21 protein-coding genes, 1 rRNA gene and 2 pseudogenes are annotated in these 24,534 nt (G+C 32.5%); 13 read left to right on the plus strand and 11 right to left on the minus strand.

The window, feature by feature from the left end; all coding sequences use genetic code 11:
- From AC1DEF_RS27820 to galU, 8 genes are all read left to right on the plus strand, one after another.
- Positions 1-212, plus strand: a 212-nt coding sequence (locus tag AC1DEF_RS27820; protein WP_477727686.1) for a hypothetical protein, incomplete at its 5' end; no start/stop codon positions are given.
- Positions 213-1,733: 1,521 nt separating this feature from the next.
- Positions 1,734-2,621: a hypothetical protein gene (locus AC1DEF_RS27825; protein WP_477727687.1), complete on the plus strand. Its 888-nt coding sequence runs from the start codon at positions 1,734-1,736 to the stop codon at positions 2,619-2,621.
- A 95-nt stretch (positions 2,622-2,716) separates the two neighbouring features.
- On the plus strand, positions 2,717-3,415 hold the full coding sequence (locus tag AC1DEF_RS27830; protein ID WP_328263937.1) for a galactosyltransferase-related protein: 699 nt from the start codon (positions 2,717-2,719) through the stop codon (positions 3,413-3,415).
- A 64-nt stretch (positions 3,416-3,479) separates the two neighbouring features.
- Entirely contained in the window at positions 3,480-4,403 is a 924-nt protein-coding gene (locus AC1DEF_RS27835) for a polysaccharide pyruvyl transferase family protein (RefSeq protein WP_477727688.1), read from the plus strand.
- A gap of 349 nt (positions 4,404-4,752) precedes the next feature.
- Positions 4,753-5,961 (plus strand): hypothetical protein, encoded by a 1,209-nt coding sequence (locus AC1DEF_RS27840; protein WP_477727689.1) that lies wholly within the window; start codon positions 4,753-4,755, stop codon positions 5,959-5,961.
- 190 nt (positions 5,962-6,151) lie between these two features.
- A complete protein-coding gene (locus AC1DEF_RS27845; RefSeq protein ID WP_477727690.1) occupies positions 6,152-7,357 on the plus strand; it encodes a hypothetical protein in 1,206 nt (401 codons plus the stop codon).
- Positions 7,358-7,888: 531 nt separating this feature from the next.
- Positions 7,889-8,656 carry a GT-D fold domain-containing glycosyltransferase gene (locus tag AC1DEF_RS27850; RefSeq protein WP_477727691.1) on the plus strand — a complete coding sequence of 256 codons (768 nt, stop codon included), beginning with the start codon at positions 7,889-7,891 and terminating at the stop codon, positions 8,654-8,656.
- Between the two features lie 60 nt (positions 8,657-8,716).
- The gene (gene galU, locus AC1DEF_RS27855; protein WP_477727692.1) at positions 8,717-9,589 is read left to right on the plus strand and encodes a UTP--glucose-1-phosphate uridylyltransferase GalU; all 873 of its coding nucleotides are present in this window, start codon (positions 8,717-8,719) and stop codon (positions 9,587-9,589) included.
- Between the two features lie 193 nt (positions 9,590-9,782).
- Here galU and AC1DEF_RS27860 read toward each other — a convergent pair.
- Positions 9,783-10,036: pseudogene (locus AC1DEF_RS27860) on the minus strand (DDE-type integrase/transposase/recombinase); the annotation flags it as partial.
- Between the two features lie 158 nt (positions 10,037-10,194).
- On the opposite strand from AC1DEF_RS27860, the gene AC1DEF_RS27865 reads away from it, so the two are divergent.
- On the plus strand, positions 10,195-10,668 hold the full coding sequence (locus AC1DEF_RS27865) for a hypothetical protein (RefSeq protein WP_477727693.1): 474 nt from the start codon (positions 10,195-10,197) through the stop codon (positions 10,666-10,668).
- 726 nt (positions 10,669-11,394) lie between these two features.
- Positions 11,395-11,676 carry a hypothetical protein gene (locus AC1DEF_RS27870; RefSeq protein ID WP_477727694.1) on the plus strand — a complete coding sequence of 94 codons (282 nt, stop codon included), beginning with the start codon at positions 11,395-11,397 and terminating at the stop codon, positions 11,674-11,676.
- 86 nt (positions 11,677-11,762) lie between these two features.
- Here AC1DEF_RS27870 and AC1DEF_RS27875 read toward each other — a convergent pair whose 3' ends face one another.
- From AC1DEF_RS27875 to AC1DEF_RS27890, 4 genes are all read right to left on the minus strand, one after another.
- Positions 11,763-11,885 carry a hypothetical protein gene (locus AC1DEF_RS27875; protein ID WP_477727695.1) on the minus strand — a complete coding sequence of 41 codons (123 nt, stop codon included), beginning with the start codon at positions 11,883-11,885 and terminating at the stop codon, positions 11,763-11,765.
- Positions 11,882-12,358: an IS3 family transposase gene (locus AC1DEF_RS27880; protein WP_477727700.1), complete on the minus strand. Its 477-nt coding sequence runs from the start codon at positions 12,356-12,358 to the stop codon at positions 11,882-11,884. The genes AC1DEF_RS27875 and AC1DEF_RS27880 overlap by 4 nt, the downstream gene beginning before the upstream one ends.
- Positions 12,355-12,456, minus strand: a complete 102-nt coding sequence (locus AC1DEF_RS27885) for a helix-turn-helix domain-containing protein (protein ID WP_477727701.1) — start codon at positions 12,454-12,456, stop codon at positions 12,355-12,357. The genes AC1DEF_RS27880 and AC1DEF_RS27885 overlap by 4 nt, the downstream gene beginning before the upstream one ends.
- A gap of 215 nt (positions 12,457-12,671) precedes the next feature.
- Entirely contained in the window at positions 12,672-14,330 is a 1,659-nt protein-coding gene (locus AC1DEF_RS27890; protein ID WP_477727696.1) for an NTTRR-F1 domain, read from the minus strand.
- 370 nt (positions 14,331-14,700) lie between these two features.
- Between AC1DEF_RS27890 and AC1DEF_RS27895 the strand changes: the two are divergent.
- A pseudogene (locus AC1DEF_RS27895) lies at positions 14,701-15,104 on the plus strand (IS6 family transposase); the annotation flags it as partial.
- A gap of 514 nt (positions 15,105-15,618) precedes the next feature.
- Here the strand turns inward: AC1DEF_RS27895 and AC1DEF_RS27900 are convergent.
- The 6 genes from AC1DEF_RS27900 to AC1DEF_RS27925 form a co-directional block, all read right to left on the minus strand.
- Positions 15,619-16,029, minus strand: a complete 411-nt coding sequence (locus tag AC1DEF_RS27900) for a hypothetical protein (RefSeq protein ID WP_477727697.1) — start codon at positions 16,027-16,029, stop codon at positions 15,619-15,621.
- Between the two features lie 552 nt (positions 16,030-16,581).
- Positions 16,582-17,031: a spore coat protein gene (locus AC1DEF_RS27905; protein ID WP_098548980.1), complete on the minus strand. Its 450-nt coding sequence runs from the start codon at positions 17,029-17,031 to the stop codon at positions 16,582-16,584.
- Between the two features lie 128 nt (positions 17,032-17,159).
- Positions 17,160-17,360, minus strand: coding sequence for a hypothetical protein (locus tag AC1DEF_RS27910; RefSeq protein WP_057237837.1), 201 nt, complete (start codon positions 17,358-17,360; stop codon positions 17,160-17,162).
- 348 nt (positions 17,361-17,708) lie between these two features.
- Complete coding sequence (locus AC1DEF_RS27915; RefSeq protein WP_057237835.1) at positions 17,709-18,284, minus strand: MerR family transcriptional regulator; 576 nt, start codon at positions 18,282-18,284, stop codon at positions 17,709-17,711.
- A 1,470-nt stretch (positions 18,285-19,754) separates the two neighbouring features.
- Positions 19,755-20,687, minus strand: coding sequence for a tyrosine-type recombinase/integrase (locus AC1DEF_RS27920; RefSeq protein ID WP_274588464.1), 933 nt, complete (start codon positions 20,685-20,687; stop codon positions 19,755-19,757).
- A gap of 174 nt (positions 20,688-20,861) precedes the next feature.
- Positions 20,862-22,250, minus strand: coding sequence for a replication initiation protein (locus tag AC1DEF_RS27925; protein ID WP_477727698.1), 1,389 nt, complete (start codon positions 22,248-22,250; stop codon positions 20,862-20,864).
- Positions 22,251-23,237: 987 nt separating this feature from the next.
- Between AC1DEF_RS27925 and AC1DEF_RS27930 the strand changes: the two genes are divergently transcribed.
- Together AC1DEF_RS27930 and AC1DEF_RS27935 are read left to right on the plus strand one after the other, a co-directional pair.
- Positions 23,238-24,131: a transcriptional regulator gene (locus AC1DEF_RS27930; protein WP_477727699.1), complete on the plus strand. Its 894-nt coding sequence runs from the start codon at positions 23,238-23,240 to the stop codon at positions 24,129-24,131.
- Between the two features lie 271 nt (positions 24,132-24,402).
- A 16S ribosomal RNA gene (locus AC1DEF_RS27935) occupies positions 24,403-24,534 on the plus strand; the annotation flags it as partial.

The raw sequence follows: 24,534 nt of genomic DNA on the forward strand, positions 1-24,534 counted from the left end.
TGGATGCAAGCATAAAGACCACAAGAAAAAATGTGGATGCAAGCATAAAGATCACGAGAAAGAATGTGGATGCAAGCATAAAGACCATAAGAAAAAATGTGGATGTAAGAACAAAGACCACAAGAAAAAATGTGGATGTAAGAACAAAGACCATAAGAAAAAATGTGGATGTAAGAACAAAGACCATAAGAAAAAATGTGGATGCACAATAGAGGTTACTCAAAAAGTCAAAATAAAATAACTTTTTTAGAACAAGAAATCTGTAAGAATAAAATTATTTAGTTTTGGTTGGTTGTATGACGAAATGCAGAATTTTTATTCTAGGGACATCAGTAGATTAACAACAGGGTCTGTTTATAATTTCTACTAATCTGATTTATGTTCCCGACTTGATGAACATCCATGTTCAATTTTTCCTGTGTAATCCAGTAACTCTACTGATAACGAAGATGTTAATGTTGGACAAGAATGAATTGTTGTGTGAAATATTGGCTCAATACAAATCTTCTCGCTTCATTACAATTAAATGCTAAAAAAATAAGTAAATCCTTTACTTACTACTAATATTTTATAATACGTTATATTCTATCAATTAATATAATGGAATATTCTGTCTTTTTGCAAATTACAGTTTCTTCCTAATATTCCTTGCTGGTGTTGAGCCAATTAACAGCTTCTACGATGATTTAATATCTATATTAAACCAAAATAGTAATGAGAATGATGTAAATATAAGGAATAAAAGTAAAATGTGAAATATAGTCAAGGTCCATTTCTTGGTGATTAGATTTATCCTTTGAAGAGTGTCTATTTTTAAAGTAGGTGTTAGTTAGATTCGCCTAATAACTTTTATGGGGGATTAAATCAAAGGCAATTAATAAAATTAATTCTTACTCATTGTAATAATAAAAGGGAATTAAGAAAGAAGCCTATCCTCAAGTTACGACTGCTATCCCTCGACTAACTATACTCATCTTGTACATCTCAATAAAAACATATTTAGTAAGGGATAACAACTAGACATCTCTTCTTTATTAAATTCAAGTTATATAGACAATGATATTACAACCTGTTGTGTAATTTTAAACTACGAAAAGGCTATTTATTGAATATAGTTAATAAGTGTTATTTTTTATTATAAAAGTAATATGTTTCATAATATTGAGAATTTGAACATGTCATACTAATCTTTCTCTTTTGGTAAGGCTCTTTCATATTTATTTTATTTTTATAAATTAATCTATAGTATTTTTCTCTTACTTGTGAACAGAGTCTTTAATAATTGCATAAAAAATAAAGAGTACTACTATCCATCTTTTCTATCTAATTACATAAAAGAAGGTTTTATAATAGGTACCATTTGATAATAAGAAAGAGCAGATTGAAAAGGTTTCTTTTTACTTGAATTTCTGGTTTCCATGCCAGTTATATTCCTCCTTTAAAGTAATGGTATTAGTATGTCTAAATTTAGGAAATCGTTTAAGTTTTTTGCACCAGACTTCAAGCAGTGCATATGATTAAAGGAAGCAGTTTTACCAAAGGGTAAACTCTGCCTAGATTTCCAGCGAACTTATGAATAAACCTCTCAACTTAAATTGTAACCATTAAATTAAAAGGAATCTAAGTTTCTATTATTTATGATGGTCTCTTAATATCAGAATCTAATTACTAGTAAGTGAGAACGAATTTTTAAATTTATCTAATATTGATCTACGGAAAAGGAGGGAAAATAGGTGGCGAAACAAAAGAACAACCAAAAGAACAACCAAAAAGTGAAGTCTCCTATTAGAAAGCAATTAGATGAAGTTGAAAAAATTTTAAAACAACATAACTCGGATACCCAGAAACAGTCGGATACAACACCAAACAATAAAGAAATTGTTTTCGGAATTTCACTCAAAAGTAAAAAGGTATCTCGAAATTGGAACAAGGTACAGAAAAACCTATCGAATACCTTGAAATCAATATTTAGGAATACTGACCAAAATTTCCGTGTCATAATTGCGGGGCACAATAAACCAAATATCAAGGAATTAAAGGATAAGCGAGTTAAGTGGTTACCAGTTAAATTCTCTTCACCTACAAGTCCAAAAGGGTTCTCACGGGATAAAATGCGTAAACGAAAAATAATAGGTGAGTATTTGTACAAAATAGGATTCTCTGGGTATTTTATGGCCGTTGATGCAGATGACTGGATACATCATAGATTTGTGGAGTATATAAGATCCCAGCCATTTTCCAATGCTTTCATATTAGAGAAAGGTTTAATAACAAATATTGGACGGAAAGAAATATGGCAAACAAGCGAGTTCTACAAAAAATGTGGAACTAACGCCCTATTTTATTTCTCCAATAAAGATTTTCCTAATCCTAAGAAAAAGAAAGGCAATGCTTTTGGTATCTTAACGTTGAAGGCGCACCCAAAATCCCCAGAACGTCTAAAAAAACTCAACAAAGACTATAAAATGATTACTCTGCCTTTCGTGATCTGGGTTCTCTCACATGGTGACAATAACAGTATGCTAAAGGGGAATAAAGATCCGGAAATCTCGGCTAAAGATTATGGTATAAAAGGGGAAAAACTAGAAGCTTGGTACTATAAATATTTTCGAATTAATTGAAACAATACTAATAGATTAGTTTTATTTAAACATTATTTTATAAGTGACTTTAAGAAAGAATTGTTCTGACATAGTAAGAGCAAGGAGGAATAAAAATGTTAAATCAAGTATCAGTATTAATTCCATATAAACCAGACGGAGGTATAAGGGATAAATTATTTAGATGGGTAATATCATACTATAAAAATGTAATGCCGGAAGTTGAAGTGTGTATTGGTAGGAGCAAAAGTGAACCTTTCAACCGATCGCAAGCAATAAATAGAGCAGCTAAAAAAGCAACCAGATCTATATTCGTTATAGCTGATGCAGATGTTATATATAGCAGAGAAATCCTAATTAAAGCCATTCCACTGCTTAGTACACATGCTTGGATTATCCCCTATGGTAAGTGGTTAGACATCTCACAGGCAAGTACTACAAAATTATTAGGTAGTTCTCCTAAATGGCCTTTTTCAACAAAAGTCAAATCTACAGAGCGTTTTGGAAATAAAACTGTTAAACCAGTAAGTGGAGTCATAGTTGTTACCCGTAGAAACTTTAACAGTATTAAAGGATTTGACGAAAGATTTAGAGGATGGGGGCGGGAAGATAACGCGTTTAGAGATGCAATGAATACTTTGTGTGGACCTTATAAAAGAATTAACAACAATTCTATATATCATCTATGGCACCCTAAAGTAGGACCTAAAGGCAATCCAAATATCCAAAACAATAATAATTTATATAAGAAATATGAAAAAGCAAATGGAAATGCAAAACAAATGAAAAAATTGATTAACGAACGTAAAAAGTAGAGAAGGTTCTTACAGTTTAATCTTTAAATGAGAAAAATCATATTAAATGGGGGATTAAGTAAAGATGACAGAAGATAAGAAACATCCGATGGGGAAATTAAAGGAGCAATTACGTAATATCTTAAAAGTAATTCCTTCTGGTTCTAAAATATATTACCTTGATTATCCCTTGCATACAAACGTTGGTGATTTATTAATCTATAAAGGAACTGAGAAATTTTTTGAGAATAACAACATAAAAGTTAAGGCAAGATATTCAGTATTTAACTTTCCAAAGAACTTATCAATCCCTAAAGATTGTATTATTGTTTTTCATGGTGGAGGTAATTTCGGAGATCTATGGGTGAGTCATCAACACTTTAGAGAATCCGTTATCTCAAAATATCCTAACCACCGTATTGTAATATTACCTCAAACTTTGTATTTCAAAGATAACAACAACTATATAAAAGCAAAAAAACTATTTAGTAAACATCCAGATCTTCATATCTATGCTCGAGATAAACGGAGTTTAAATCAGTTAAAAGGATTTAGTGAAAATCTATACCTTTCACCGGATATGGCTCATGAACTTTGGCCTCTAACCCCTCCAACCTCTTCACAGAAAAAACCCCTATATTTATTACGTAGAGATAAAGAAGTTAATAAGAAAAATAGATTTAAAATAGGGAACAATCAAGATGTTTTTGATTGGAATGATTTAGTAACTAAAAAAGATTCTAAAAGAGTCCAGGAAATAAAAAAAGAGTATCAGGATAAGAAAGTTAATAATGCTGTCGCATGGTCTAAATTTAGTGATTATTTAATAAATAAAGCAGTATCATTATTTAGTACTCATAATAACGTGATTACAACACGGTTACATGGTCACATTCTGGCTTGTTTATTAAATAAGGAAAATACATTGTATGATAATTCCTATGGTAAGAATTATCAGTACTATCGTACATGGACTCACAAGGTAAACAAAACGAAATTTATTAAGTGATAAGAATCATTGTAATTAAGTACGGCTGACCAGCTGTAATCTGCTTGTTGATAATGGGTAAAAGACCATAATTAATTTAAAGTGAAATAAATTTGGATAATTCACTGAGAATGGACAGGTTTTTATCGTTCGAACTAAATATAACCTAGAATTTTTTATTATGTATTTTCAAATGCAAAATTCTTTTATAGTGGAAGGCCTGTTATTAAAGAATTTATATTTTCCAATCCTAACCAATGAAAATGCATAGTGATAAATATATTAAACACATATCATTACCCATTTCTATAGTCATTTAGTTGAATCTTAGATAATCAATGAGTTTGTCTAAAAAGGAGAGAGTTTTCTAATGAAAAAACAAAATAAAATAGTTTTAGATTCTCCTAAAGTCAAAGATGGAAATAAACTCTATTGCCAATTTAATTGTTCAGGAAAAGTAAGCAAGTATTTTAAAGAAGATACCTTTTACATGAAAGTAAATGCCAACATTGAATCTGTACCGAAAAGTATTCTTGCCATTCCTGCTTTATCAAATATCTGTCCTGTTGCCTGGCTTACAGGAGCCGATATTTATGTCGAAGAAATTGATGGAGAATTTTTAAAAGCACTAAATGCGGTAAAAAAATCTTTTCAAGTGCTATATCCTAAACATTCTTTTAAGGGGGATATAAAATATAAAAGAATTAAGAGAAACAAACGATACGGAAAGAAAAAAAGTGGACTTTTCTTTAGTGGAGGAGTAGATTCTGTAACAGCGTATATAAGAAAACAAAATCAAAAGCCGTATTTATTGACTGTGAGAGGAGCAGATATACCACTATCAGAAAAAGAAGGGTGGGTAAAAGTAAGGGAGAATAATAAGAAATTTGCTAAAGAAAATGGGCTTTATCCCTTATTCATCCAATCAAACTTTCGGTCTTTTTTAAATGAAAGCAACCTTAATAAAGACTACTCTAAAAATGGTCTCAAAGGTTGGTGGGGAGGAATTCAGCATGGTTTAGGTACAGTTGGCCTATCCGCCCCTTTAGCTTTTATTAAAGGAATGAATAGAATTTATTTTGCATCTTCACCAGGTATAATATCGGTTGATAATTATTTAAACTTTACCCCAGAGCCGGAAGGTTCCCATCCATCAATTGAGAATAATCTTAGATGGGGGGCTACGAAGGTGGCCTTAGAAAGTATGGATCTAAGTAGGCTTGATAAGATAGGAGTTATCGCAAGGCATATTAAGAAAAAAAATCCTAATTTACAATTAAGAGTATGCTGGGAATCAAAAAAAGGAAGCAATTGTGGGAAGTGTGAAAAATGCACTCGAACAATGGCTAGTTTGCTTTCGGAAGGGGTAAATCCAAGTAATCATGGTTTTAGAATGAATAAGAATTTATTAAGATCAATGAAAAAAAATAAAAAGTTATTTACTAGATTAAATGAAAACAAAGAATCGCAGTGGATAATAATTCAAAAAAAATTAAGTAAAAACTTACCAGATAAGGGTTCTGAATACTATAATTTTTGTCAGTGGATTTTGAAAACCAACTTCCAGCACAAATCATAATAAGTTTATAACTTTTCTTCATGTCTTTCATTAGTTGTACTTAAGGTGATAGTAGTAAATCTTAATAAACCCAATTAAATGGTATGAAATAAAATTTTTAAGACACACAATTCAAATGAAACAAGAATAAGAAAATTATTTTTTCATTAAGGTAATAGTATTCATCATGTATAAGGAGAGATCTTGTTAAATGAGCATTCAGAATAAAGTAGTTCTAGAATCTCCCCAAGTCAAAAATGGAAATAAACTTTATTGTCGTTTTAGTTGTTCAGGAAAAGTTGGCAGGTATTTTAAAGAAAAAACTTTTTATATGGAATCAAATGAAAATATAGACTCAGTGCCTAAAAGTATTCTACTCATTCCTGCTTTATCAAATATCTGCCCCGTTGCTTGGATTGCAGGAGCTGATATTTATGTTGAAGAAATTGATCAACAGTTTTTGGAAGCGTTGAATGTATTAAAAAATTCTTTCCAAAAGTTATATCCCAAACATTCTTTTAAGGGAGACATAAAATATAAGAAAATCAAGAAAAATAAGGGGTATGGAAAGAAAAAAAGTGGGCTCTTTTTTAGTGGAGGAGTAGATTCTATAGCATCGTATATAAGAAAAAGTCAAGAGAATCCTTATCTACTAACCGTTAGAGGAGCAGATATACCATTATCTGAAAAGGAAGGGTGGAATAAGGTAAAGAAGCATACTAAAGAATTTGCCAAAGAGCATAGACTTACACCTTTCTTTATTCAAACAAACCTCAGGTCTTTTCTAAATGAGAGCAACCTTAATAAGGACTATGCTAAGCAGGGTCTTAGAGGATGGTGGGGAGGAGTTCAACATGGTTTGGGTCTAGTGGGTTTATCTGCTCCGTTAACCTTTATTAAGGGGATAGATAAGATTCATTTTGCTTCCACGCCTCTTTTGTCAAATAACAACAATTTGTATTCCACGTCATGGGGATCGCACCCATTAATTGAGAATAATATTAAATGGGGTGAGACAAAGGTTATTTTAGACGGTACGAAGTTAAATAGGTTTGATAAGATAAAAATTATCGCAGATTATATAAAGAAGAAAGGCTCCAAACTGCAGCTAAGGGTATGCTGGGAATCAAAAAAAGGACAAAATTGTGGGAAGTGTGAGAAATGTGCTCGTACAATGGCGAATCTTCTTGCAGAAGGGGTAAATCCAAGCAATCATGGTTTTCGGATGAATGCAAAATTATTACAGTACATGAAGAAAAATAAAAAGTCGTTCATGAAATTAAATAAAGTCCAATGGAAAATACTTCAGAAAAAGTTAAGTGCTAAAATGCCAGATTCAAATTCTGAATACTATAATTTTTGTCAATGGATTGTAAAAGTTAATTTTCAGCGTAGAAGAAAAGACTTTTTTAGTTAATGTAGTTAGTATATCTTTGAAAACAACTTCCAATTCTCACCCCTATCTACTGACCCTCCAATACATTGTTTCCTCCTTTTGAAAACATTCACTATGTGCTTTGAAATAACCGCTTATCCCCTCTTCCTAATCAGGACTCCTCCTAGATAAGTAGCGTATGATGGACATATCTATTTCAATAAAATCCTGCAGCTAATAAAAATTAATCCTCTCTATCTAAATAAATAATGTTCTGATTTCAATAAATTTATTGTTTCTCTACTAAACTTTTTATTTTCCTAAACGCTAGTCAAAAATATACCCATTCTTGAAGAATTACTTGAATATCCTTTATGGTCCCCCTATAAACAAATATACTAGCTTCTTAATATTTATCTCAAGAGTCCGCCTGTAAATATTATACAAATTAAGTTTCTAGACGTACGTGGAAATTTAGTTTCACCTTACAAGACAGCAATTATAAGGTAGCAATGAATTGGATTGAAACATACCTTATAATATTGAAAAAAAATAATCAAAGGGGTAATGTACATGATTCCTGACGAGCAACTTTTAACCGTTGATCAAGTTTTAAAAAAGTTAAAACAAGCAATCGAGAAAAAGAAACCATTTTCTTTAGTACGTGTGGGTGATGGGGAAAATATTATATTGGCCCAAAATTCTGTTATGACAATGCCTGAAGTAATGGAAGAGAAATGGGCACGAAATGCAAACAAAGATCGGGATAATAAAGGAGTTACTCTCCCGAATATAACTTTAAGAGATCAAATGGTAGACGCCATTAAAAAGGCTAGCATAGTAGGTATTCCTTTTTATAAAAATGATCCAATTCTTACAGAGGACAGATTAAAGCGCCCATTAACTGATCGAGTATTTAAACACTTTGATATGACTCCTAAAATGTGCTGCCATACTTTTGTAAATCGAGTTTTTGCCCAAAGAAGTGATTTTTGGAAAGCGTTACAAGGCAAAAGAATATTGATTATCACTAAGGATAAGTGGTCAGATAAAGTGACGCAAACCTTAAGAAAAAAACCTTATAATTTAAATGTCACTATGAGTACCACTTTTCACCATCATGATCAAATGGAAGACACGTTAGCGTTTATTGAAGCAAATAAAGGTAATTATGATATCGCTCTTATCTCATGTGGTGTAAACGCTCTAATCCTTGCTCAGAAAGTCGCTGAGACAGGAAACATTGGAATTGATTTTGGAAAATCATTGATGTATATAGTACAAAAAAAGGCTGGATTAAACCACTTCTCACGTGGAGCGAATAAAGGTTTAATCCCATAGAAATTTTAAAAATATAACAATTTTATATAAAATTTTTGCTAACTAGGGAGGAGAAATTTAGTGAAGGTAAGAAAGGCAGTCATTCCAGCAGCAGGTCTAGGAACTAGGCTATTGCCATCGACAAAGGCAATGCCAAAAGAAATGTTACCTATTATTGATAAACCCACAATACAGTATATTATTGAAGAGGCAGTAGAATCTGGAATTAAAGATATTATTATTGTAACCGGAAAAGGTAAGAAAGCGATTGAAGATCATTTCGATACTTCAATGTTACTAGAGGAAACTTTAAAGAATAAAGGGAAAATAACACTCTTAAACGAAATGCAACATATTTCTCAATTAGCAAATATTCATTATATTCGTCAAGGAGTTCCGAAAGGTTTAGGACACGCGATTTGGTGTGCAAGAAACTTTGTTGGTAATGAACCTTTTGCAGTTTTACTAGGAGATACTCTTATTAAAGAGAAAAAGCCTTGTTTAAAAGAAATGATTAGATTATTTGAAGAGTGTAATTCTTCAATTATAGGTGTTAAGCGTGTTAATGAGTCGGACGTAAGTAAATACGGAATTGTAGATGTTAAGCAGGGAAATGGACCACTTTTTAACATTCAGAATTTAGTAGAGAAACCCAAAATAGAAGATGCACCATCTGATCTAGCTATATTTGGAAGATATATTTTGACCCCGAAAATATTTGATTTATTAGCAGTACAAGAACGTGGAGTTGGCAATGAAATTCAGTTAACGGATGCTCTTCAAACTATGCTCAAGTATGAAAATGTATATGCACAAATTTTTGAAGGGAAAAGTTACGATATAGGTGAAAAATTAGGATACCTTAAAACCATTATAGAATTTGCAATTGAACGTGAAGACTTAAAAGAAGATTTAGTTCAATTTATGAGAAACATGATATCAAAAGAAACCTAAAATTAATTAATTCGTTTATTAATCAAATTTTATAGGTAATTGTAGGTTAATAACAAAAAGATAATATTAGTATAAGAAGGTGAATAAAAAGAATTTAATTGGTATAGGAATGCCAAGAAATGGGACCACCTTGACAACTTCCCTTATTGATATTTTGTCGGATGGTGTTTGTTTAGGTGAACCACATTGGCCAGATAATATTATTTAGATATTTAATTTTTCTTATTTGGATGTCTTGAAGCATCTTTTTAGCTTCTAGATAGTAATGGAATAAGCAGAATTTTTATCTACTGTAATTACGAGAAGTATAGAAATATATGAAAAAGCCAAGGTTTTCTTAAAGAAGGACTTGGCTTTTTGTTTAGTTCTTATTTTACTTAGATAAAAATCAATGATATTTCCTTCAGAGTCAACGGAACGGTATAGATAAATCCATTTATTCATTACATACTGCAGCATCCTAGAGATGAGATTTTTGTGTTAACCAAAGTCTCATATTGTCTACGTAACTAATGAAGAAGACTACAAATTGTATACACCCTGTGAGGAGGATTTTATCTATTGTGTATTGAAACTATATACAAATTATAAATGGGGTGATACAAATGGGAAGATTAGATAAATATGCACGTCAATTTAAAAGAAAGGAGCCCACTAAAGTATTACCAATTCGAATGCCTGAAAGCATCTACAATCAGTTTCGAGAACGTTGTGAAGATCTTGGTTTATCCATGTCAGAGGCGGGTTATCTTCTAATTAAAGAGGAAATAGAGAGTGATGTATACACTTCGTATACAAATGAAGTCGCTGTAACTACAAATTCATTACAAACTCCTATACAAAAAGAAGATGCTCCAACTACAAAAGTAGTTGGCCAAAAAACTTCTCTCCCCTCCACCCGGTGGACTTCAGCGTCTTATGAGATAGAAAATGAATTGCCTTGCCCTCTATGTAACCACTGGTATAGTAAAGCTAATTTTTCTCGCCATGCAAAAAATCATAATTTTACTACTAGAGAAATTCTAGAATCTCATCAAGAGATTATTAATCAAATGATTGAACGTCGGAATGGTAATTAAAGATTATTTACTTAGTAGAAGTAAATAATCTTTATACTACTTATTTTTAGTTATGTAAAATATAAAACTAACTTCTAAATTATTAAGTTTTAATTAATACACACAATATAGACAAATAAAGTGTTTTTCTACATTGGATGTAAATATTGAAACTTTTTTTAATGAAATACTTTAATATTTACTTATTGAATATAATGTAAATTAGGATTTTATTAACGAAAATAAATACCTATAAAAAGTTTGTTGAATAAAGGCTTAATATAAAATTGTAGTTTGTAATAGATGTCTTGTAAATAAGCTGACTCAAAATAACATAATGATTGATGTACTCCATTTCAAGAATCCTGTTTTTTAAAAATGATATTGTGAAAATATAAAAGTTTCGTCTTTTTTAGAAGGAATCTTTTCATATAAGTGAATTCAATTTATTTCTTCTTCCATTCTTCTTTTGTTGAGTAGAAAGACCGTATTTTAAATAAAGCTTAAGCCGTATGACAGGAAATCTGTCAATTGCGGTCTTAGATAGGAAGATACTCGTGAGAGTCCCTTCCTACCCGACTTAACTAAAAATGTATAGGGCATACATCTTAAAAGTAGAAAAAGCTGTCCTATATCAACTATATTACCTAAACAGTAGGTTTTTATAGGAATTCAAATATTATCGGACAAGCATCTACACACTCTATTTATCAATGAATAGACTATATTAATAAGTTAAGAAGGAAGGTGATTACAATAAAAAAATATTATCATTACTATAACAAAAAATTAAATAATCAACATAAAAAGCAGAAAAGAGCAAACATCTTTATTCAAATTAATATTTATAACCATGCTGAAAGTGGAGGACAAATTAGTGGTAAAGGTGGACAAAATGCTAATCAGGGGGGACAAATCGCTAAAAAAGGTGGACAGAATGCTAATCAAGATGGTGTGATTATTAGAAAGTATGCAAAGAAAACTAAAGTAAGAAGCAATAATTTTAGAAAAAAAACTAAAGGGAAATAGGGCTGACCTCTATTTTCGAGACAAGGATCAAACCACCTTTTAAACATCTGGTTGTCGATATTGTACCGGTGACTGGATGCTTAGTTTCAATTGTTATAGTTTTCGACCATTTGTTCTACGATGGTGGTCGTAGTACATGTTAACTCATCGAGGTGAAACGTTTCAATGGAGGGATTATCTGCAGGTGTCTCTTTGCGGGATATGCTCATGATGATGCCTCTTTCTTTGATTTTTGTTGATACTTATATAAAGTGTAGACCGAACCTTGATCGCTATGCAACGTACCTCCTTCAGGTAAAGAAGGAAGTTGGCTTAATGTATCTAAAACAAATTCTACGTTTTGACAATTACCCATCGAATACGCAGTGATTTCGCAATTAAATAAGTCTTGAATACTTGAAAAATACAACTGTTTTGGTTTAAAAGGCAAGTAGGTAATATTAGTGGCCAGCTTTTGAAGTGGGTGATTTGCTCGGAAATTACGGTGTAACACGTTTCCTGCAACCTGAGAAAGTTGTCCTGGGTGTTTCTGTTTCTCACGACATTTCCAACCGAATTTGTGCATGACACGCTGTACAACTTTATAGTTAATCAGCATGATTTGATTGAGTAATGCTGTAATTTTTCGATAGCCATATCGAAATTTATGTTTAAGGTACTGTTCACTAACTTTTCGTTCTATCTCTTTCTCTTTGTTTCTTCTCGGTGCTCAGTTTTTTGCCAACGATAATAAGTGGATCGAGGAATACCCAGGCACTGACAGATTTGAAAGATAGGCAGTTTCCCTTTCCAATTCGTTGTACTCTAACAGCTTAAGACCTAACTTTTTTGTGTCCAAATTATTGACTTAAATCCAATGCTTATATAACCTGTCTCCTGACAATATTTGTATAAGGAAAATGTTGTATATATTTTTTATTAATTTGTGTAAAAGGAACAAAAGAAAAATTAATAAAAGGCAGCCATAATGGCTACCTCCCTATAAAAAGTTTTTATTAGTCTAAACGAATGATTGTTAGAGCCGCTCCTGTTGCTCCTCCATCACTCACTAAGGTAACATCACCCTCTAAATCAAATAACTGAAGTGTAATTGTGTCATCTGTGGCTAAGGAAAAAATGACATCATTATTATAAATTAAAGTAGCGGAAGCTGGAGATAATATAGAACCAGGAATTGGAGTAGTACCATTTCGTAGAAGGCGTGATTTAGCAAGTGATGGAGCTGTTGTATTAATCTGATATGTGATGTGATAGCGTCCGGTAGCTGGAACAGTAAAGGTAATATTATCTACACTGGAAAAACTATCTAAGGTTGTGTGATTAGGAAGAGGAACATCTGTACCGTCTGGTACAACTTCAATTATACTATCGCTTGTATTAGATGCAAACATAGAGTTAGCAGTTAAACTTGTGCCCGCTGGACCTGCTGGACCTGTTTCACCCGCTGGACCCGCTGGACCTGCTGGACCTGTTTCACCCGCTGGACCCGCTGGACCCGCTGGACCTGCTGGACCTGTTTCACCTGCTGGACCTGTTTCACCCGCTGGACCTGCTGGACCTGCTGGACCTGTTTCACCCGCTGGACCTGCTGGACCTGCTGGACCTGCTGGACCTGTTTCACCCGCTGGACCCGCTGGACCTGCTGGACCTGTTTCACCCGCTGGACCTGCTGGACCTGCTGGACCTGCTGGACCTGTTTCACCCGCTGGACCCGCTGGACCTGCTGGACCTGTTTCACCCGCTGGACCTGCTGGACCTGTTTCACCCGCTGGACCCGCTGGACCTGCTGGACCTGCTGGACCTGTTTCACCCGCTGGACCCGCTGGACCTGCTGGACCTGCTGGACCTGTTTCACCCGCTGGACCTGTTTCACCCGCTGGACCCGCTGGACCCGCTGGACCTGTTTCACCCGCTGGACCTGTTTCACCCGCTGGACCCGCTGGACCTGCTGGACCTGCTGGACCTGTTTCACCCGCTGGACCCGCTGGACCTGCTGGACCTGTTTCACCCGCTGGACCTGTTTCACCCGCTGGACCCGCTGGACCTGCTGGACCTGCTGGACCTGCTGGACCTGTTTCACCCGCTGGACCCGCTGGACCTGCTGGACCTGTTTCACCCGCTGGACCTGCTGGACCTGCTGGACCTGTTTCACCCGCTGGACCCGCTGGACCTGCTGGACCTGCTGGCGCAACTAAGAGAGCCACATCATCGACTAACACATTGGCTGTTCCTGTTTGAGGGTGCGTATAGATTAAAAGGAAGGCCTGTGTGGTATCGGGTGGAGCTGGGGTGGTGGTTTGATAAATTTCAAGCCAGGTACCATTATTGGCAGTTGGAATTTGACCTGAGGGAATATTAATCGTGAGACCCAGACCCAGAAAATTAGAGAGACTATCGAAAAACGACACTTGGATAAAAATGGGTGTCGATGGAGCCGTTCCGACTTTAGCGAATGAAGCAAGGACTTCCATATTTTCTCCTGGATTTAGTTGAACAAATTGACTAATATAGGAATTAGAAGGACCGCTTTGAAATCTGGCAGACAACGAACCGGAATGTGCAAATTGACCGGTAACTGTTGTATTGGCAGAAGACCAAGGAGTCAGTGTTCCCGTTTCAAAGCTTCCATTTATGATTAAGTTTTGAATTGACATGTTAAACGTTATTCCTCCATTCTATTAAATTAACATCTTTTTATTCTATGTTTCTTTCTTAGAAATGAGACGGCGTTTATCTTAATTTATCATCAATTTTTTTATTACTGGAATGTTTATGAGGGTGGTTTTTAAGATAAGAGTTCTGTTTAAAATGTTTATGTTTACTCTGAATTCTTATTAGGAGCTAGTATATAGGTTCATAAGGCACTATAATGATATATAAAAATAATTATTATTGTCTATCTATAACAAAAACCATGTATAATGATTTAATCTAGTTTTAGTGAAAAAACTTCAAAATAACTGCAATTATCTCGCAAAATTGGACATATTGATATTATTACTCTAAAAAAGGGACGTAATCAGTATGGAAAATCAGTATTTATTCAAGTAGCAACATTATATCATGATATTATCCTACAAACAGTAAGATGGTATCTACAGTACAACTTGAGCTTTCATGGTTTGGTGGAAATTATGGAGGAATGGGGCTTATTCGTTGCTCATACAACCATTATGCGTTGGGTTCATGAGTATAGTCCTGAATTGGACAAACGAATCCGTCGTCATCTCAATCAAACGGATGACTCCTAGAGAGTAGATGAAACGTATATCAAAGTAAAAGGGAAATGGACGTATCTATATCTTACGGTTGATTCCAAAGGAATCACCATTGATTTTTATCTAAGCAAAACAAGGGACAACAAGGCTGCAAAGCGTTTCTTCAAGAAAGCTTTGCGGTCTCTTCATGTTTCAAAGCCTCGTGTCATTATTGGGATCTAACAAACCTGAATTTCAGTGATTACTGGTATCTAGTTTGTAATTTTTTCGTTTATCTATTCATTAACAAATGGAGAGGTTTGGTCAAGCATAATTCTCGGTTTAATTACGAGTATATTTAGCTTATGGAACTAGGGATCTAATTCAGAATCAAAAGCTGGAGGTTAAAAATAACTGAATAGCATCTCATAGTTTGAGCAAACTACTCAAGATGTTTTCAAGCATTATCATAACTTAAACAAATTTCCCTTGGCAGCAGGGAATTTTTCGCTTTTAAATTTGTATACGATATACAAATTTCCCTCTATAAAGTGAGTAATATCAAATGTTTATAGGGGAAAATACCTCCCCAATCAGCTTTATAACTCTGTGGCTGTCGTTTTTTCCTGTTTGGTTTCTTAATCTCTCAGCAAATCTTAAAATCTTATTTTTTATTCTATTAAAGCTTTCACAAATTAAAGAAAATACGTTGTTTATCCTCCATTTTTTTACTTCTCCATACAATCTAAAGACTTGTTATTGAACCAGTAGTTGGGCTACAATTACCTAAATTAAAAGCTGTATTTGTAATTGCATTTAAATTTTTGAAGAGAATAGTATTTCCTTCTTGATTTGCACGCAAATTATCAACTCCATAACTATTTATAAAAACATTAAGATCATAGGAAGTTTGATAGCGTATTTCATATTTTTCAGCATTAATTTCCATATCCGGATTAACTAAAAAAACCAGGAAATTAATTGAAGTATTTGGATGAAGAATAAATTCTGTGTCAGTAATCATTGTACGATCGCTCCAGTTTATCACTTTAATCCGTATCTTTACGGTAGTAGAAGGGTTAAGATTTACTAATTCGCTAAAAGCTATAGTAGTATTAGGGTGTTTGTTTAATACACCAGTTGATAAATAAGACATTATTTAATCTCCTTATATTGTTTTATTGAAGGAGGAATAGGTAAAAGCTGTGATCAAGGTCATATGCCGTTATTTGAAAACACTTACATCATCTCCCACATTATACTATACGTACTTTACAATTAACCTGTCTTAGTCAATAGCCTTTTTTGTGAAACCTGAGAGAAAATATAATTAAATATTCTAAGTAAAAAATAATTACTTTATAAATCTTTATTCAATATAGGAAAATTCATTGTAATTAACAAGCATGAAGAATCCAACAATGAGAATTAGACAATTATAGAAAACGCATAAATGTTTTTCATCAACTAGGGATTATTAAGAAAACGGATTCTTAAAAAAAATAAGTTTAAGGTTGTTAATTCTACTATATTTATTAACTTATTGTTAGCTGAATTATATAAGAAAACAATATCTAACAACTTGAGCAAACTACCCCAAGGAAAATCAGTTTCAGTAGCTACTCATCACACGAAAAAGGAAACCATAAGAAAAAACAAAAGCCTTTAGAATGAATTTCCATTCCGAAGGCTTTTGTTTTTCTTATGATTAAAGGATATCTAATTTAACTAATATAGCTACTAGAAGTTGAATAAGAATTTGAATATTAGCTGCAATGTCAGTGTCTGTAGTAGTCACTTTAACATTTCTTGAGTTTTTAACAATTGTACGCTGCTTATTAATTTGTTTAATAGAGGATTTTTGAAAAAGTTCTTGCGCTACTTTATCAGCTTCTGTGCTACTTCCCAAAGAAATAGTTAAAATAAGCACAATAGCTGCTTGTAAAGCTGCTTGAATCGATAATCCTACTTTTGTGCTTGTCGTATTAATTTCCACATCAGCCGAATCATAAATTAAGATAGATTCTTCAGAAAACTGAAGAGTTTCAGCTTTTTGAGCTGCTAATTGATTGACATCACCAAAAATTGGATGTGAAGAAGAGTCTAAGGCACTCCACTTATTACTTTTACATTTTTTCTTATGGTCCTGCTTACTCATATAGTACTTACCGTCTTCTGGGTTATAGTAACTATAATATTTACTCACTTGATCACCATTCCTTCAAATTTTTTATTAATGAAAAAATATACAATGCTTGTACCTAAAAAAATTAAATAAAAAATGGTCTATTTTAAAGTTTTATTGATTCTAGATTGTAATTCTGCTGTGATTTTTCTAATTTTTTCTTTTTGATCGGGTGATAAATTCTTTAATCCAGATTCTGAAATTCCATATTTATCTAGTACGCGTGAAATTAAAGCATCGGCAACACTGTCTGGATGTTGATTATTAAAAGCAGAAGATATAATTTTTTTTAAATTGCTCATTCTCACAAACCCCTCCTATAAAAAATATTATTAAGTAAGAAATACCTCTAATAGTAGAGTATGCAAGTACTAAAAAGATGCTTGGACTAATAATGATAGACAAAAATCCATTTTTATAGAATTGAAAGTAATATATAATTTTTAGGCTATTCTTTAATCTAAAGCTTTTTTGTGATTTAAACTTGTAATTTCTAATTAATTCAAGTGCTGTTCCTCATTCCAAAACAAATACCCCCCTTAGCCACTAAGGGAGGAGGTATATATCTTATTTCTTAAAGAATCTTGAAATGAAGCTTTTAATTAAAGCTTTACGGAAACTGAACAGGTAAGTTCTTCAATTCTTTACTTTTATTTTCTAAAAAACATACTCCAGAAACCTTTTGGTTTTGATTCAATATTTTCTTGGGCAGATGCTATAAGTTTTTTAGTATCATTAATTTCGCGTATTGCACTAGTCAATTTTTCATCCCGTTTTTCTAGATTGTTTTCAATATATTTATCTTGATTGCTTAACTTTTCTGTAAGCTGTTCTATAAGCTTTCCTTGCTCATCAAGGCGCTGAATAAGTGCGATCTGAAATTGCTCATCTTTTTCGGATCTATTAAGCAAATCTTGAATTTTTTCTTCAAGGGAATCCACTTTTTTTTCAAGTTTTGATTGTACATCAACTGCTTCTGGTATGATTTCTCCCTGAAGCCACTGATTTATCATTTTATAGCTCCAGTTTTGTTCTTGAATTCTTTTTTTTATTTCAATTAATAAATCAATATTTTGTTTATTATATCTTCTATGGCCTCCCTCAGTTCGTTGAATTTGGAGATTGAATTCTTTCTCATATAAACGAACCAGGTCAATACTTAATCCAGTTAGCTTTACAGTATCTTTTAAAGTGTAAACAACTCCACCATTTGTTTCTTTAGACATTTTTCTAGAATTCTCCTTTCTATATAAAAATCTAGATACCCATCAAAGTTAATATATCAAGGTTAATAACGATTCTAGAATCCACTTGTACTAGATATTACTCAAGATTTATATTCCTAGTAAAATTCTATTAATATTTTGATAATTCCTTTATTATGTGCCGATTTTTGTTTTGCTTTACGCAAGTCCGATATTTCCTCTTGTTAATTCTAGATAAAATTATGAACTTTGCAAGAGTAGAACTATATATTTTAAACATAAATTAATTATCAATTCTAATGTTCAGATTGCGTACGATTTTTTAAAAAAATATTTTGAAACTTGATTATATATTCTAAATGTTTCATAGATGAATTTCATTTTTAGTACACCTAAGCCTAAACTTTCTTTTATATATGTTTATATGCTATTAGAGATTTGTTTTTAATAGTTGAGATATGAAATTTTATAAAAACAATAAAAAAATGATAGCACATTTATAAAATTTCTTATACATAGAGGAGCAGGAAATATAGTAGGTTTTTCAGGATCTATAAACGTTAACAATCTATCACCTGGAACTTATAATTTTCAAATCTGTTCGCATGTAATTAATAATACTGTAGTACCTTCACCTGATGACACTATATCTACTCTTGCATTAACAGTAACTGCTACAACGGCTGGAACTTTTAAATTCAGTATTCGTTCTACAGATGTAGGAGCACAATCTGTATTTGTTTCGAATGGTGGACCGTATGTTATAGCTCCAGCTACAGTTACAGTTACATGGACTAGTAATATCGCAGGAAATCCAGTAGCACTTAGAGATGCTATTTCACTATATTCAAATCCTACTCCTGCAACAAGTGCAGTGTATACTATATTTTTAAATATTGGTGTCTAATAAATAGATGTAACTGTAATAGCAACTATAATTCATTTTCATCAGCATTGTAAATATATGAAGTTTCAAAAAAAGTGTTTATAACTCTTGATATTACAAGGGTTTCAGTGAATCTAGAATGTACTTTATCTAGACTGAATTCGAGATATTTAGCTTCGAATGGAAGGTAGTCGTGTAAACATTTTTCTCTCTATATTTTTTAATTTTCCAACAGAATCTAGAGCTTTAATATCTCTTGATGATAAAGGGTTTATAACGAATCTAGAATGCACTTTGTCTAGAATTTAACCAAGAATATAAATTCTGTTTAAATTCTAGGATGGAAATCTAAAAATTAGTTCTCATTTAACAACTTGAATAACAGGATTGTGTACTACCTAGTTTAATTAAAGTTAAACTAGGTAGTACTTTCTAGAGTTAGTTAGCCTGGTAAAATAACACAAGTTTAACCAAAGTTAAACTAGGTAGTACTTTCTAGAATTAGTTAGTCTGGTGAAACAATATAAGTTGAACTAATGAAGGTATATCGTTGATATAACATGTTTTGAAAGATTATTAAGTTAAACTTGGTTTTAAATTATTTTTTATTTTGATTTTAGATATCGTTTGAATCGGTATAGAGCATGGCGACTAGATAGTCCAAAGTAAGAAATAATGTTTTCGTTTGAATACCCTTTGCGAATTTTGTCTAATATACAGCTGTTTCGAAAGTGAGTAGATCTCACGTGAGCTTTTATGCCTGAACGTTTGACTTCTCTTTCAATCATACGCTTTGTTCCGATTACACTAATCCTTTTAGGTTTGTTTAAGCTGTAATCATACCAATAAGCCATTTTTTGAGGATGAAAAGAAATGAACAGTGGATCGTCTGTATAGTCTTTGGGTCTAAATAATAAAGGTATTGTTGATAGGTAGTGATATATAATTTTTTTATCATGTTTAGAAAGATCTAAGGTGCGATTAGTTTTGTTAGTGCTAATGGTTAATGTATTTTGTCCAAAATTAATGTCCTGTATATTTAAAGATACAACTTCATTAATCGTGAGGCCGTAACGAAGCATAAGGACTAATATGGAATGGTTACGAGGTCCAATGTATTTATGTATCTGCAATTGAATATCGCTTAGATGTTCATGACTTACAACAGAATGTAAAAGGATTGATGAATCGGCTTCTGTTATAAAGTCAGTGTCAGTTAACCCTCGCTGCTTTTTTGTTGTTGCCTTTAATATACCGAGATGATCTGTGAGGTTATAGTATTTCAATAACCCATTTAAATGTGATGCTATGCGTCTTAAAGTCGCTTCTGAGAGGTTTTTTTCTTTTAGGTACATAAAGTATCCCTCGTAATATTTTTTGTCTTTTGGTAAGGTTTCTTGATCTATTTTTGAATGATAACGAGTTAGCCACTCAAAAAACTTCTCTAAATCATGCTGATACATTGAAATCGTAGAAGTTTTTTTCCCGGATTTATCTAAATAAGCAAGGAAGTTCTGAAGAATAATAGGTTTATTCAAGCGAGAGCACATCCAATCTAGGTAAATTTAATATACTATTATTATAACAGAAATAAAGAGATACGCTTACTAAACGAGGTTTTTAAAGGTTCTGTATATTAAATTTACCTCCGTTTGAAAATTTTTATAAAAAAACACGCCGTTAATAGCGTGTTTTTTTATATTTAGTTCAATTTAAGTTTTATTTGAAATCTTACTTTGTAAAAATTCTTTGTAAACCTTTTTTAATTCTTTATTTTTAAAATCACTAACTAGTCTGGGCTCTAAACCTAATTCTTCACGCTTTTTCAAATCATCACTCATATTTCTGATGACTTCTTGTAAACCTGCTTCTTGGGCTTTTTTAACTTCTTGTTGACTAGGTTGATCTGAACTTAAGACCAACATTTTTTTCAATTCCTGAAACTGAAGGAGCTTTTCTTCAAATTCTATTTGAGTTCCATTTTCTTTGAAGAACAAGTCTTGCTTCTCTTTTAAGGTAAAATCTTCAAAAGTTGGTTTTTTATCTCTAGCTTCTGCTATAAAATCTGGAACTAATTCTTTTTTTTGTGTCTTTTTAGAGTTAATACGCTTTGATTCCTGTGAGAGTTTGGCATAATCTTTTTGGATCGCTTTTACTACATAAGAACGAGGATAAGTGACCTCTCCTGTAATTGAACGATCTTGTGTATATCTTATATTTCTTTCTAGATGTTCTTTTGTAAATTCGGATAAAAGCCATTCTATTTTTTCCGGCTTAACTCCTAAGTTCTCTAAATCATTCTGGACACTGTTTTTATTATCGTCTAACTCCAATGATTCCTGGTTTGATTCTATCTTTTTCTCCTTAGTAGGACTAGCCCCATTCATTGCAGGGGAACTAGTAATAATGAATTCTATAGATGTTACTTTTCTACCCGTTTTTAATTCAACGAATTCAAAGCGAATATCCGTTTTATTATTAATTTCTTTTTGGGCGACTGCTAATACTTTACTTTTAAAGTGGCCATACTGTTTATACTTAGTAGGTTCAATAGCTAAAAAATGACGCAATTCTTCGAGAGTTAGTTCTCTTTTTCTCAGACGCTCATATTGCTTAAGCAGCTCATAAATACGAATTGAATAAACTGAATTGAGTCTGACTACATTCTCTAATTGATACGATGTAAATTTTTCTTTAAGCTCTAAAAACAGATACTTTAAGCTAGGGTGAAATTGTAATGTTATGTAGCCTTCATTTTCCTCATAGATAGACGTGATTACCCAGTTGTAATTTCTTTGTTTTCCCTTTTCTTTTATGGTCAGAATCTTTGTTTGCAGACCATTTACAATTTCTTTTAAGTAAGAGTAAAAACCTGTGCCTTTCTTATTCCCTACGATTTCGATGAAATCTTTAGCACGAAATCTATAGGTCTTTAACGTTTCATCGTTAGGCTGTACTTTAGAAGCCATAATTAAAAGGATTCTTTGTTCCTGTAAAGATAATTTATATGTACTCTCAATAAGGATATTTGATTTAGTTACCCAATTTTTTATATTTATACTTTCCAGATCATATGGTTGAACGACAGTCGTTTTCTTCATAAAATCCCCCATATTTTTCTAAACTATCACTAAAATATCATAAAAGTGATACTGTGTAAATTACATATCAGGGAGCAGCTTGTCCTTATAATTTAACTATCACGCAAAATTAGTGATACTTCATGAGCATGTTTACCCCTGAAAACATTGCTCAGTTTGGATTTATTACCCCAAATTTTCAATTTGATACGCAAAATTGGTGATAGTTAAAGCATGTCTACATTTTTCACGCAAAATTGGTGATACTTCATAAGCATCTACACTTTTCACGCAAAATTAGTGATAGTTAATCTATATTTACATTTCCAACGCAAAATTAGTGATAGTTCGCGCAAAATTAGTGATAGTTTCACGCAAAATTAGTGATAGTTTCACGCAAAATTAGTGATAGTTCGCGCAAAATTAGTGATAGTTCGCGCAAAATTAGTGATAGTTTAGGCTTATAAATGTTGTAATATCAGTATCTATAGACGGCCTAAAACAATAAAACAATAAAAACAAATATATAAAACAATATATAAAACAGTAAAACAACATTAGAGAATAGTTGTTTTTTGTTTTATAACTTTCAAGATTAATAATTAAGTAAACAAATACATCTATAGTAAGTTTTTTAGAATATTAAAAGTATATCCAAACGAAGTAATTTTTAATCATGGATAAAATACAGAGGTTTTATGAGGAGATTATGAATTCTTATTGAATTATAAGATTAATAGACGGTATAATAGAGTCACCAAAACAGTGCGGAATATAAAAAGACTCCAACGTGTGCAAGTGGTGCGCCAACACCCTTACACCGTTAACCCTAAAACAGCTAGGGAAAACACCTGTCGAAGTCCTAATACATAAATTTAATTACGCCTTTATTCTATAGGATAATTAGATTTATTTCAAGGGCGTAGTCTGTCAAAAAATCCGACATCGTTTTCCTATTTTCTGGGATGCGATGTCTTTTTTTGTTCCTGAAAAGGAGAGGATAGACTAATGTCTACTACGCGTATGCTTACGACAGAAGAATTTGATTATATGAAAAATTATCATAGTTTTATAGAAAACCGTTCTCAACATCAATCAATGAAACGAAAATTACTTAAAGAAATTATAAGCCTCTATGGAGAAAGATTTTATCGCCTTCACGAAGGAACGCGAAAAGCTTTGGACCGACTTTGTTGGTTTGCTGCAGAAAAGGGCTTTTGTTTTCCTGGTAGTACATATTTAGGTAAAACCTACGAAAAATCAAAAGGAACAATCGATCGTCATTTAAAAGAACTTCGAAAACAAGGACAAATTGTTACTGTCTATCGTCGCTGCCCTCGTAACAATGGAAAGGGGAATCCAGTGCACCTATTTGTGAATCATCCTTATTTTAACCATTGGATTAAGTATTTACAGATCGATTTAGAGTCTGATGTTGAAGCAGATGTTAAAACAGAAAATGCTGAAAGTTCATATGAGAGTAAGAGTAAAGAGGCCAAAAAGTGTTCTACCTATAATTTATCTTTAAAAGATTTTAATAAATACATACGTAATAATGTAAATTTCACACTCTCATCTGAATATGTACCCTCTTTTATTCCAAAAGCTTTTGGAGATGCTGTAAAGCCTTTTTTCCCTTCTGCAGACGATATCTACGAATTATGGGGGAAAGTCCGTTTAGCTTATAAAATGAGTCATATTGATAAACCATTAGAAGATTTAGTGTCCATTTCCGTTCAATCATTTAAAGAGACCATATTCGCCTACAAGAGAAAGCGAATAAAAAATACTTTTACAGCTTATTTCTTTGGAACATTGCGGGGTCAGTTTACTATTGAACGTAGAAGAGAGGTTCAAAGAAATTCTGATAGTGTGCTATTTTACAACGTTTTAAAAGCTTAATTTCTTATATAGTAGATACATTTAAATAAAATATGATTTTTTTAAAAAAACATTGACGTTGTTTAAAAAATATTATATTATGTTCAATCATCGTTGAAACACATTAGTAACAACGATGATTGAACAAATTTTAAAAAAAGTTATTGACATTACATTGATAATTTGATAAGATATTAAAGTCGCTTAAGAGCGACGGTTGAACTTTGAAAACTGAACAAAGCGACAAACGTCAACGTTAATTTTTATTTTTTAAATGAGCAAGTCAAACATTTCTTCGGAGAGTTTGATCCTGGCTCAGGATGAACGCTGGCGGCGTGCCTAATACATGCAAGTCGAGCGAACTGATTAGAAGCTTGCTTCTATGACGTTAGCGGCGGACGGGTGAGTAACACGTGGGCAACCT

This window comes from Priestia sp. 10L35 (assembly GCF_056395685.1).

Excerpts from the sequence above, each read along its gene's own strand:
- AC1DEF_RS27900 (WP_477727697.1), bottom strand. The coding sequence starts at position 16,029 with ATGTCTTATTTATCAACTGGTGTATTAAACAAACACCCTAATACTACT.
- AC1DEF_RS27875 (WP_477727695.1), bottom strand. The coding sequence starts at position 11,885 with ATGAGCATATCCCGCAAAGAGACACCTGCAGATAATCCCTCCATTGAA.
- AC1DEF_RS27915 (WP_057237835.1), bottom strand. The coding sequence starts at position 18,284 with ATGTCTAAAGAAACAAATGGTGGAGTTGTTTACACTTTAAAAGATACT.
- AC1DEF_RS27830 (WP_328263937.1), top strand. The coding sequence starts at position 2,717 with ATGTTAAATCAAGTATCAGTATTAATTCCATATAAACCAGACGGAGGT.
- AC1DEF_RS27840 (WP_477727689.1), top strand. The coding sequence starts at position 4,753 with ATGAAAAAACAAAATAAAATAGTTTTAGATTCTCCTAAAGTCAAAGAT.
- AC1DEF_RS27845 (WP_477727690.1), top strand. The coding sequence starts at position 6,152 with ATGAGCATTCAGAATAAAGTAGTTCTAGAATCTCCCCAAGTCAAAAAT.
- AC1DEF_RS27910 (WP_057237837.1), bottom strand. The coding sequence starts at position 17,360 with ATGAGCAATTTAAAAAAAATTATATCTTCTGCTTTTAATAATCAACAT.
- AC1DEF_RS27850 (WP_477727691.1), top strand. The coding sequence starts at position 7,889 with ATGATTCCTGACGAGCAACTTTTAACCGTTGATCAAGTTTTAAAAAAG.
- AC1DEF_RS27905 (WP_098548980.1), bottom strand. The coding sequence starts at position 17,031 with ATGAGTAAGCAGGACCATAAGAAAAAATGTAAAAGTAATAAGTGGAGT.
- AC1DEF_RS27930 (WP_477727699.1), top strand. The coding sequence starts at position 23,238 with ATGTCTACTACGCGTATGCTTACGACAGAAGAATTTGATTATATGAAA.
- AC1DEF_RS27925 (WP_477727698.1), bottom strand. The coding sequence starts at position 22,250 with ATGAAGAAAACGACTGTCGTTCAACCATATGATCTGGAAAGTATAAAT.
- AC1DEF_RS27890 (WP_477727696.1), bottom strand. The coding sequence starts at position 14,330 with ATGTCAATTCAAAACTTAATCATAAATGGAAGCTTTGAAACGGGAACA.
- AC1DEF_RS27835 (WP_477727688.1), top strand. The coding sequence starts at position 3,480 with ATGACAGAAGATAAGAAACATCCGATGGGGAAATTAAAGGAGCAATTA.
- AC1DEF_RS27865 (WP_477727693.1), top strand. The coding sequence starts at position 10,195 with ATGGGAAGATTAGATAAATATGCACGTCAATTTAAAAGAAAGGAGCCC.